General features: G+C 42.5%; 11 protein-coding genes. 6 read left to right on the top strand and 5 right to left on the bottom strand.

Annotation, left to right across the window (positions count from 1 at the left end; translation table 11 throughout):
* Nucleotides 1-50: 50 nt before the first annotated feature.
* The 3 genes from A2W93_06880 to A2W93_06890 form a co-directional block, all read right to left on the bottom strand.
* Nucleotides 51-545: a hypothetical protein gene (locus A2W93_06880; protein ID OFY53343.1), complete on the bottom strand. Its 495-nt coding sequence runs from the start codon at nucleotides 543-545 to the stop codon at nucleotides 51-53.
* 60 nt (nucleotides 546-605) lie between these two features.
* Nucleotides 606-1418: a hypothetical protein gene (locus tag A2W93_06885; GenBank protein OFY53344.1), complete on the bottom strand. Its 813-nt coding sequence runs from the start codon at nucleotides 1416-1418 to the stop codon at nucleotides 606-608.
* A 166-nt stretch (nucleotides 1419-1584) separates the two neighbouring features.
* Complete coding sequence (locus A2W93_06890; protein OFY53345.1) at nucleotides 1585-2688, bottom strand: hypothetical protein; 1104 nt, start codon at nucleotides 2686-2688, stop codon at nucleotides 1585-1587.
* 223 nt (nucleotides 2689-2911) lie between these two features.
* On the opposite strand from A2W93_06890, the gene A2W93_06895 reads away from it, so the two are divergent.
* Complete coding sequence (locus A2W93_06895) at nucleotides 2912-3895, top strand: hypothetical protein (GenBank protein OFY53346.1); 984 nt, start codon at nucleotides 2912-2914, stop codon at nucleotides 3893-3895.
* A 223-nt stretch (nucleotides 3896-4118) separates the two neighbouring features.
* On the opposite strand, the gene A2W93_06900 is transcribed toward A2W93_06895, so the two are convergent.
* Entirely contained in the window at nucleotides 4119-5414 is a 1296-nt protein-coding gene (locus A2W93_06900) for a phosphoglycerate kinase (GenBank protein OFY53357.1), read from the bottom strand.
* Nucleotides 5415-5499: 85 nt separating this feature from the next.
* Between A2W93_06900 and A2W93_06905 the strand changes: the two genes are divergently transcribed.
* From A2W93_06905 to A2W93_06925, 5 genes are all read left to right on the top strand, one after another.
* Nucleotides 5500-5961 (top strand): hypothetical protein, encoded by a 462-nt coding sequence (locus A2W93_06905; GenBank protein OFY53347.1) that lies wholly within the window; start codon nucleotides 5500-5502, stop codon nucleotides 5959-5961.
* Between the two features lie 15 nt (nucleotides 5962-5976).
* Entirely contained in the window at nucleotides 5977-6699 is a 723-nt protein-coding gene (locus A2W93_06910) for a hypothetical protein (protein ID OFY53348.1), read from the top strand.
* An 18-nt stretch (nucleotides 6700-6717) separates the two neighbouring features.
* Nucleotides 6718-7008, top strand: coding sequence for a hypothetical protein (locus tag A2W93_06915; protein OFY53349.1), 291 nt, complete (start codon nucleotides 6718-6720; stop codon nucleotides 7006-7008).
* Nucleotides 7009-7185: 177 nt separating this feature from the next.
* Nucleotides 7186-8973, top strand: coding sequence for an elongation factor 4 (locus A2W93_06920; protein ID OFY53350.1), 1788 nt, complete (start codon nucleotides 7186-7188; stop codon nucleotides 8971-8973).
* A 20-nt stretch (nucleotides 8974-8993) separates the two neighbouring features.
* Nucleotides 8994-9587, top strand: a complete 594-nt coding sequence (locus A2W93_06925; GenBank protein ID OFY53351.1) for a hypothetical protein — start codon at nucleotides 8994-8996, stop codon at nucleotides 9585-9587.
* 67 nt (nucleotides 9588-9654) lie between these two features.
* On the opposite strand, the gene A2W93_06930 is transcribed toward A2W93_06925, so the two are convergent.
* Nucleotides 9655-10317: a hypothetical protein gene (locus tag A2W93_06930; GenBank protein OFY53352.1), complete on the bottom strand. Its 663-nt coding sequence runs from the start codon at nucleotides 10315-10317 to the stop codon at nucleotides 9655-9657.
* Nucleotides 10318-10602 lie beyond the last annotated feature (285 nt).

Consider the following 10602-nt stretch of genomic DNA (forward strand, 5'->3'; position numbering starts at 1 on the left):
GTGTTTTTTGGTTCAATCGCAATTTATTCATTCATTGCCGTGCTTAAGTGTCATTCAGACAGGCGAATAACAATTTGGTTTGTCAGTGAAGTGTTTTGTTCCAACATCATGATGTTAAATGCAATCTGCTTGTTTCTTTTCCGAAGGACGTCAATTTTGTACAAAATGTCTATTAATTCTGGCATTTCGGCGATTTTAGCAATTAATGCAGATGTCAACGCATTATTCTGATCCATGCTGTGTTTTAAAAATGCCGTATCTAAATCTGTTGCAGCCGGCACAAGTGAGGATTTTTTGAATGAAATATGCCCGAGTTCTTCCAGCAAAGTATCTGTAGACTGGAAGCCAGCTTCGTCAGTAAAGAACTCAATGCAGGTTGAAGCCGGACTGCTCCCATCCTTAATTTCGCTCAATGAAACCAAATAATAGTTTTCTCCGGAACATTGCTTCATCAGTGCCTGTCGCGACTCCTCGTAGTTTTCGGTGGCGACAATGGTAACTTCCAGTTCGCGATAATATTTGGCCTGTTGTGTATGGCCATACATGCTAAAACAAAGAATGAAAATTACGGAATGGATTATTTTTGTTTTCATAAGGCGGAATTTTTATTGATTATTATCGAGAAGGTTGTTGTAAAGCCAGATTCCTGCGGCAATAACTGCGGCAACAATTCCGAAAAGCATTGCCAGCAATAAAACGCCTAACCCGAAAATCATTGTCAAAAGCAGCACTCCGCCGCCAATGGCGATCAAACCCCAGGGTGTGGATTTTTCCTTTTTCGGTTTTGAACTGGAATTTTCGGTGGGTTTGCTTACTGTTGTTCCGGTTGGCGAGCTTTCATAAATGAAGGCGGAGTCCCGGTCAGTTTCTTCTGCTGCAGATGCCGTTTCATGTGTGGCTTTCTGCTTATCAGGCAACAGCGCAATCAGTAAAAATGCCAGCAGAATAAATGGACCGAAAACCATCAGTGCCACCAATGCGCCACCTGATCCCCATGCTGCAGCAAAACCTGCAATCAGGGCAACCGATACAATGGTTGCTATCATTAACGATTTTCCTTTATCGGCTTTTGCGGATTGTGCTGATGTTTCACAGGAGCTTTTGTATCGCGCAATTGCCGGCTTTGCAAGATTGATTGCCTGTTTGCTGCTTACAGAAATTTTCGACCAGATTTCTTTTACCGGTTTCTTTTTACTTTCTACTTTTTCCAAATGTACAACCGGGTGATTGTTGCACACAACGAAATTTTCCTGCTTCGGTACATCCAATAAAATTTTTGAAGAATCTGTTTTTTCAATACTCGCAATTTTCATAATTTCACTGGTTGTGTCATCGTGAAAGCTTGATACTGGTACCTTATTCAGATATCTGAATTCTGAATGATCACTTAATGTATTGCACGATGAAATCACAATCATAAGTGCAAATGCTATAATGGTGGAAATTATTTTTGTTTTCATAGCTGTTGTTTTTATCAAGGTCTAATTTGTTTGGTGTTGAACCCTGCTGTCTGTCCTTCGACTCCGCTCAGGATGACAGCGGGATTAAGCATGAAGGTCGGGATTGATATACCTTGTCTTTTATTTAGCGATTCTTTGAATTATATCCGAACGAAGCTCCGAAGCGCATGCCTTCTTTTGATGGAATGAAATACAAATTCACCGGGATGTTCAGGTTGCCGCTTTTCAATGTCTTTCCAAATGCGAAAACAAATCCCGAAGTCATCTTGTAGTTTCCCCGGCTATCGGTGCGCGATACAAGATAGTTTGGGTTTGGCAGACTATCAGTCCATTCTGACCGGAGGTGCCATATTCCCTCGGAGTAATATCCGTCAGCTTTTTTACTTACAACAATGGTGGGGCCGAACGCAAACTCCCATCCGGAGCGGTTGTTGCGAAGTCCATTCATCAGTGTGAACGACGGAATAAATAAGCCCTGATCAAGCCCTGATACCAATGGAATGAATTCAAATAATGCCTGAAATGCCCCTTCGTTCAAATACTGAGCTTCCCACTGATAGCCGAACTGAAACATGGCAGGATAACCATCGAATCCTCCAAGTTGCTGCGGCTGACCAAAAATCTTTGCCTGATCACCCGTAAGAACGGTCATCCCAATTCTCGGCCCGGATGCATTTAAACGGCCGCTGCGAACATTCTGCGCACTGGCAAATGCGTTTTTATCGGTGAGTTTTATTTTCAGATTCTGATCGAGGGTCATGCCAAGCAGCTCTTTTATTGAAAGATCAATCATGGCAACAATTTCAGCCGGATTATAGATGTAATCTGTTACAACTGTTTTTACTGCTTTGGCCGAATCAACATCAACCATTCGAACGGTGACCATTATGGTGTTATTGCTGAAAGCTTCAACAGATCCGGTAATCATTTTATCGGCACCTATCACTTTCCCGATTTCTGTAAGTCCCTGCGTATTGTTGCATTCCGGATTGATTTTCTTATCGGTAATTAAGTTGTTCATGTCCCAGCGATCAATGACCGAAAGACTGCTGTTTTTTGCCAGCTGAATGCGATACAGATTGCCCATTGTAAGCGAAGTGTAGCCCGGCAGGTTGGTGTATATATTAAGGATGGCTACTTTTTCCTGTGCCTGCACAGGAGTAATATAAGGAGCAAGATTAATAGCAACAAACAGGCAAATGGCGAAGAAGAAATTTTTTGTTTTCATGACGATTGTTTTTGAAGTTTGATGAAGTAAAATTACCACCGGCAGCAGCCCTAATCAAAACGGAAACCCGCATCAATAAATGAATGTAATGCGTTTATCGCCAAAATGCGGAATGTATTGATTTCCGCTTGTCAATAATTTGCGATTTTTGCAAATCGGAATTGCTATATTTGCATATTTCGCAAAAACTACTTGGTAGGTTTAATGATTTACCCCGAAAATAATGAACCAAAAAGACAATACTCAGGACGCATTTATAGATTCGCTGCGCGCTGTAATTCCTTCCGGACATAGTCTGGTGAATGAATTGGCCGATCAGCTCGAATTAAGCATCGATAGTGCTTACCGGCGCTTGCGTGGCGAAACAGAATTTTCGCTCAGCGAAATCGTTAAACTATGCAATCATTTTCATATTTCGTTTGATAGTTTTTGCTCAGCTCAGGGCGAATCGGTGCATTTTCATTACAATTTGCCCGGCGATGAAGCCATGGGATTTCAGCAGTTTGTCGAACACATTCGCGATGGATTGCAGAAGCTGAAAAGCGCAAAAGACAGCGAAATTATTTATGTGGCCGACGATATTCCTTTTTTTCTGCTCTTTGCTTTTCCGCAATTGGCCTGGTTTAAATGCTACTATTGGATGCGTTCGGTTATGAATGTTCTGGAATACCAGCACGGTTTTTTTGAAGATGAAATTGCTCCTGATGTGCTCATGACTGCTGGACAGGAAATTCTGGAAGCATATCGCATGGCACCTTCAACCGAAATCTGGAGCGAACATACGTTGAACAGCATTCTGAAACAAATTGATTTTTATTCAGAAAGTGGGTTCTTTAAAGACAGCGAAACATCGCAGAAATTATATGCAGATTTATTGCTTCTGGTTTCTGAAATCCGCACTATGACAGAGTCCGGAACAAAGCGAAAAGATCATGCAGGAGACAATAATTTTACGTTTTATCTCTGCGATATTGAAATTGGGAATAACTGCATTTATACATCGATTGGTAAAAATAAAAAAGTGTTTCTGCGTCATTCAACGTTCAATACCCTTGAAACTGCCGACGAAGTTTTCTGTTCTGCAACACGCGACTGGCTTAATGGTCTTATTCGTAAATCGACGCAACTCAGTGGTATGGCTGAAAAACAGAGGAATAAATATTTTCAGTTTTTGCTCGGAGCTGTGAAAAGCAAAATGAATAATTAGGTTTCAGAAGTGATTCTTTCTGTAATAGTGAATTTTCTAAGCAAGATGCACTATTTTTTTGCTACCGCTCATATTTTTCAACGCACTCAGGTCGCTTTACGTGAATTATGAACAAAGCTTCTACCAGTATTCAGCATAGCTCACTGCTCACCGAAGGTGCTCAACCTCAACCTCATCCTCAACCTAACTAACCACTCACAGCTGACTACTTACTCCTCACTACTTACTCCTCACTACTTATGAGCGCTTTCACCGGCTCCAGCCCATACGCTGTGCCCTGTTCAATGGCTTTCAGCACCGCGCCGCCTCCGGTAAAAATATAATACTTCGGATTGTCAATGGCCATGATATAAAGTCCGGGCAACAATCGTTTCAGTTCCTGCATGGTATCGCCGCCGCCATAGAGTTTCACGGCATTTATATTTTTATCGATTAGCTCATCCAGCGCAATAGTGCCTTCGTTAAAATGAGGCGTGAAGCCCATTACAGCGTTGACAAAAATAGTATGCGCGCCATGGAAAATATCCAACACACTTTGTTCATTGAACGATTCGCGCGCCACATCGAGAACATAATTCAGTTTTGTTCCTGGCTTTAGTGTGCGGATATCATGTGTCCGAAACTGGCCGTCCATGCGACCTTCGATGGTGTCGGATTCCACAATAAATGGAAGTTCTACCAATTTGCCGGGATGCTTTGAAGAAAATTCCACAAAGCGATGGGCATGTTCAATGTCATCGGCCTCGAGTCCTTTTATTTCAAAACCGTATTTGGCGCAGAGATAGGCGTTGTAAATTACGCCGCCAAGCACGAGATAATCCGATTTTTCGAGCAACGTAAATAGGCTGTCGATTTTGGTGTCGAATTTAGAACCCGCTACCACAGCCACAAATGGCTTCTGTGGCGCGAAAATGCGGTCGAGATTCTGAATTTCCTTCTGCATCAAAAAACCGGCGTAGGAAGGCAGATATTTTGTGATACCTACCGTGGAGGCGTGTGGCTGCCACGATCCGAATGCGTCATTGACAAAAATGTCAGCGAGGCCGGCAAGTTGATAGGCAAAATGATCGGCATCTTCTCCTTTGGATTCTTCACCCGAAAACCAGCGGGTATTGGGCAGGTAAATGCCGTCGATTCGGTCTTCGCGCAGATCGCGGATGAGGTGGTTAACCGAAGTTTCAATACCTCTGTATCCTTTATCTCCATCGGGCAAAAATTCAGGAATGGCAAATTTCACATGCAGCTTGTTTTCGAAATATTGAACAATGGGCTCAACCGAGCTCTCCGGGCTGATGTTGATAGTGCCTGTTTTTTTGTCTTTCGGACGACCAACATGAGTCATCAGAATCAGTTTACCGCCGCGCGAAACAATGTAATACAACGTTCCCAGCGTTGCATCAATGCGATAGGGATCGTGAATAATACCTTTTTTTACAACATTGTGGTCAACGCGTACCAATACTACTTTTCCCTTCAGATCGGCTTGTTGTAGCAATGGTAGATTATTGAAATCGTTCATGATGATAATTTTGAAATGTAAAGATAGTAAAATCAGACGCAAACAAAAAGAATTCTTACATTTGTTCAAACGAATAATAATTGTCATGGAATCACCCGTAATAAATAATCCTGAAGAAAAAAAAGGAAGCTCCAAAGGTTGGCGCATAGTTGGAATCATAGCGCTTTTCGGACTTATCGGTGTTTTGATTTATTTCAACGTCACAGCCAATCAGCGCCACCAGAAAGCCATGGCAGAAATGCAGCAGAAATATCAGCAAGAAATTACCCGATTGACGCAGGCAAACAAAACCATTGACAGCCTCAGTACAATTGCAAATCATCTCGGAAAATATCGCGGACTTGTCGAAGCTGGCTATACGCGCGATTCTTCACGCATTGTGATTCCGCATAAAATCGGCGATGTCGTGACGCTGAAAGTTGATAACAGCAATGTAGTGATAACAGATATTATCGTAGGCGGAGGCATGTTTGAATATTACGTTCGCTATCGTGTGATGAATGCCAGTCGCAAAATCGAAGAAATTGCGCCTGAGATGGTGTTCTGACAAGTGCCAGAGAATATGAAATATAAAACATTCTTTTTCTTATTTCTGTTGTTCTTCGCCGGTTCACTGTCTTACAGCCAAACCATGTTGTTCACCTTTGGCTACAGCTTTGAGCAATATGAGAATACTGCCCCTTTTGATCTGGTTGTATCCGATTTCAACGATTATCATTTAGAGCCAGCATTTGTTCCCGACAATACGCTGGAAGCTCCGGGGATTTCCAGAGGCATTATCCTCGGATGTAAAGTAAACAATACGTGGAGTACTTTCGGTTTTGATATGCATCTGCACCGCTTCAAAAGCAAAGGAAACGGAATGGATTCACTCGGAGTTGAATATTTCAGAAAAGTAAAAATTTCGCATGATGGTTTCAGCTTTTTCTACAATCTGAATCTGATTCATGCCGATGGCTTCAGGGCTGGTCCCGGATTCAGTTTCAATATGGATCAGTTCTATGGAAAATATAAAATCGGTGATGGACCCTACGATAAATATTTTAACACAATTGATAAATTTCTTTTGTCCGGAAGTGCACGCTTCATGCTTTCATTTGGGAAGGAAGATAGTTTTAATTTCGATTTGATCCCGTATTACACGCTGCCGTTCTGGAAGGTGAATATTACGGAATTCAACAATGAACTGAATGCTGATTATGCAAGCCCCTATACAAAACAGCAAATGACATTTGATCCGACCAATATGGGACTCATTGTTTCGGTGAGCTTTGTTTTGAAATAATCCCTGCAACCGTTACGCGTGGAATTTATCAAGCTGTTCGCCGCGGCGGAGAGGGAGCCGTTATGCGTGGAATTTATCACGCTGAAAGCGGGAATCGTTACAAAGTTACAAGAGAAACAAATTGTTTGTCCAAATCACCACATTTTCACACTTTTCAACGCACACAGGTCGCTAAGCGACGCAGAGAGGTTGAAGAAGGAGCTGAGTTGCATTTCTTTTAGAACTTTAAAAATTATCAAATTACATAATTTCCAAATTAGCACATCCTCTCAAGATAAAAGCTCTGTCCTGAGCCTGTCGAAAAGATAATGGTGAAAGGACAAAAGACATCATCTCATATTTCCACTTTTGCAAATTAGCACACTTTCAAATTCTTTAACACATGGTGTTCTCACATTTCCACATCAGCGAAGCTGCGCATTTTCACATTTTTCATATCAGCACATTAGCACATTAGCACATAAAATCGTACTTTTGCACCCGATTATGAAGAATACACGCAACTTTTGCATTATTGCACATATTGACCACGGTAAATCAACATTGGCTGATCGTCTGCTGGAATTCACCGGAACGGTGAGCGAACGCGAATTCCAGAACCAGGTGCTCGACGATATGGATCTGGAGCGCGAAAAAGGAATCACCATCAAGAGCCATGCTATCCAGATGCGCTTTGAGCGCGGTGGTCAGAAATACAAGCTGAACCTGATTGACACTCCGGGTCACGTTGACTTCTCTTACGAAGTGTCACGCGCCATTGCCGCCTGCGAAGGCGCATTGCTCGTAATCGATGCTACTCAGGGAATTCAGGCCCAGACTATTTCAAACCTCTATCAGGCGATCGACCATAATCTCGAAATCATTCCAATCCTCAACAAAATGGATATGGCCAGCGCCATGCCGGAGGAAGTGAAAGATCAGATTGTTGAATTATTAGGCTGCCCGCGCGAAGACATTATCGAGGCCAGTGCCCGCACAGGAATGGGTGTTGAGGAAATTCTCGATGCCATTATCAATAAAGTGCCGGCACCCAATGGCGACCCTGACGGTCCGCTCCAGGCGCTGATTTTCGACAGTGTTTATAATTCTTTCCGCGGCATTATTGCCTATTTCCGGATTAAAAACGGCACAGTAAAAGCCGATGACTTAGTAAAGCTTATAAGCACCGGAAAACAATATCGCGCCGATGAAGTCGGAACATTGGGAATGAAGCTGGAACCCAGAGCTCAACTATCGGCCGGCGATGTGGGTTATATCATTTCAGGAATTAAGGTCGCTCGCGAAGTGCGGGTAGGCGATACCATTACCAAGGTCGATAATCCCTGCATAACAGGCATTGAAGGCTTCAAAGATGCAAAGCCCATGGTGTTTGCAGGCCTTTATCCTATCGATGCCGATGATTATGAAGAACTGCGCGAATCCATCGAAAAACTACAACTAAATGATGCCTCGCTGACTTTTGAACCGGAATCTTCCGCTGCCCTCGGATTTGGCTTCCGCTGCGGTTTTCTGGGACTTCTGCATATGGAAATCATCCAGGAACGGCTCGACCGCGAGTTCAATATGGACGTCATTACGACGGTCCCAAACGTTTCCTATAAAGTATACACACACAAACAGGAACTCATTGAAGTGCACAACCCGAGCGGACTTCCGGATATTACAAAAATTGATTACATCGAAGAACCGTATATCAACGCCAACGTAATTACAAAGTCAGAGTATCTTGGTTCCATTATGAAACTCTGCATTGACAAGCGTGGCATGCTCAAAAATCAGGTTTTTCTTTCGACCGACCGCGTGGAGGTAACCTTCGAAATGCCGCTTGCGGAAATCGTTTTCGACTTTTACGACAAACTCAAAAGTATTTCTAAAGGATATGCCTCGTTCGATTATCACGAATGTGGTTATCACGAAGCAGATCTGGTGCGGCTCGACATATTGCTTAACGGCGAACAGGTCGATGCTTTATCTACATTGATTCACAAAGATAATTCCTATGCGTTTGGTCGTCGCATGTGCGAAAAACTAAAGGATCTGATTCCGAGACAACAATTCGATATTGCCATACAGGCCGCTATTGGAGCCAAAATTATTGCGCGCGAATCCATCAAGGCTTTTCGAAAAGATGTAACGGCCAAATGTTATGGTGGTGACATTTCGCGTAAACGTAAGCTGCTCGAAAAGCAGAAAAAAGGAAAGAAACGCATGCGTCAGGTGGGAAATATCGAAGTGCCACAGAGCGCATTTCTGGCTGTTCTTAAACTTGATTAAGCGAATTTTCCGGAGTCACGATGAAACCCATTTCGGCAACGTTTTTTGTGCAAAATTACAACCGACAGCTGTACCTGTTTTTGCATGATGCAGCTACGCGGCTCAATACTGAATTTTATTTTCAACGAGAATCTAAACATCGTTACGGAACTTTTCTGGTGAAAGGAAACGAAGTGCCTGCGCGGGTGTATGTGCGACGAAATTTACCACTCGGACATTTCATGATTATTCTGTGCCACGAACTGGCGCATGCCATGGTGTGGCGTGAGTATGGACGCCGCGCACAGGCACATGGAGAGGAATGGAAATTTGCATTCAAAATGGTATTGCGCATTGTGATGGCAATGTATGAATTCGCGCCCGAATGGAAAGCCGAAGCGCTATATCAGCTCGAAAAGCCGCGCGTGACCTACGAAAACACGGAGGCGGAAATTGATATTCAGGAAGGCGAAACCCGTGTAAAGGATTTACCCGATGGTGCTGAATTTGTCTGGAAAGAAAAAACCTACCGCAAAATTTCGCTGCAGCGCACCCGTGTTTTATGCCAGCGCCTCGACGACCGAAAAAAATATTTGTTCATCGGCAAAGCCGTGGTGAAAACCAACCTTCCATAGTCCGACGCAGGAGAACATGGAAGAGTTGGCTGAGTATAATCCATCATGGTCGAATGTGAGATTTGATTTAAAACCTGATTCCAACTGACCAATCGAGGAGTCCGACAAATTCCCAGTGTGTTTTTCTGAAGGGAAGGAGTCTACGTTCTGATCCATGAATAAGATGGATACCAGTACCAAATTTTTGCTGAATAAACCATTTGTCAGTAATATCAACCTGAAATCCAACTCCGATATTGTTTTCAATCCATATAAATGGCCCGAAAAAGTCAATCATTTCCCGGTATAAAATCTTGCCTTCAGGTGTATCAGATACTATTGTTGAGTCAAAACCATATGGTACAAAAAACCTATTTCTTGTTGTTGAATATGTCATTTGTAAGTCGTAAAAAAGAAATGGTTTAATATGCTGCATTTCAGAAAATATGCGATGATGCCAAAACAGATTCAAATTGACATGATGTATTGGCTTAGTTGCATAAAGTCTTTTATAAAAAATATGTCCTTTGTCATCCGGATGAGCAATCCTGTTTATATTATAGCCAAGACCGAATCCAAGTTCATTCTTTTCCCAGTCTTTGGCATAGGCAAGAGTCAGGTTTGTGCCTGTGCCGGTCGAATAGTAATTCAGACTTAGGTTTTGTGCACTCAATGTGGCAAAAGAAAAGAAGACCAGCAAGAGAAAAATATTTGTTTTCATATAGTTGTTTTGATAAGGGAGCTTTAACACAATCTCTTAAATATTTTTACAAAGTTACTTTAATTAAGAATGGGCTCTCCAAATTCAGTCATTTGCCATCCAAACTCAACCTGCCATAGTATACAGCACTGCCGACATTTTATCGTCAGCAAGAAGTGGTTGATTACAAAGCATTGCTGACATGGAATCGTCGGCTGGCGGACTAGCTGTATGCTTTGAAGGTTTTTGATGAGTATCCATGTAATAAAAAAGGTCTTTGAGGAAGTTGCAACAAGTAGTCAAATTATATTTGCTACAAATTTTTAAATGTTCAAC

This window comes from Bacteroidetes bacterium GWF2_43_63, assembly GCA_001769275.1.
GTDB lineage: Bacteria > Bacteroidota > Bacteroidia > Bacteroidales > DTU049 > GWF2-43-63.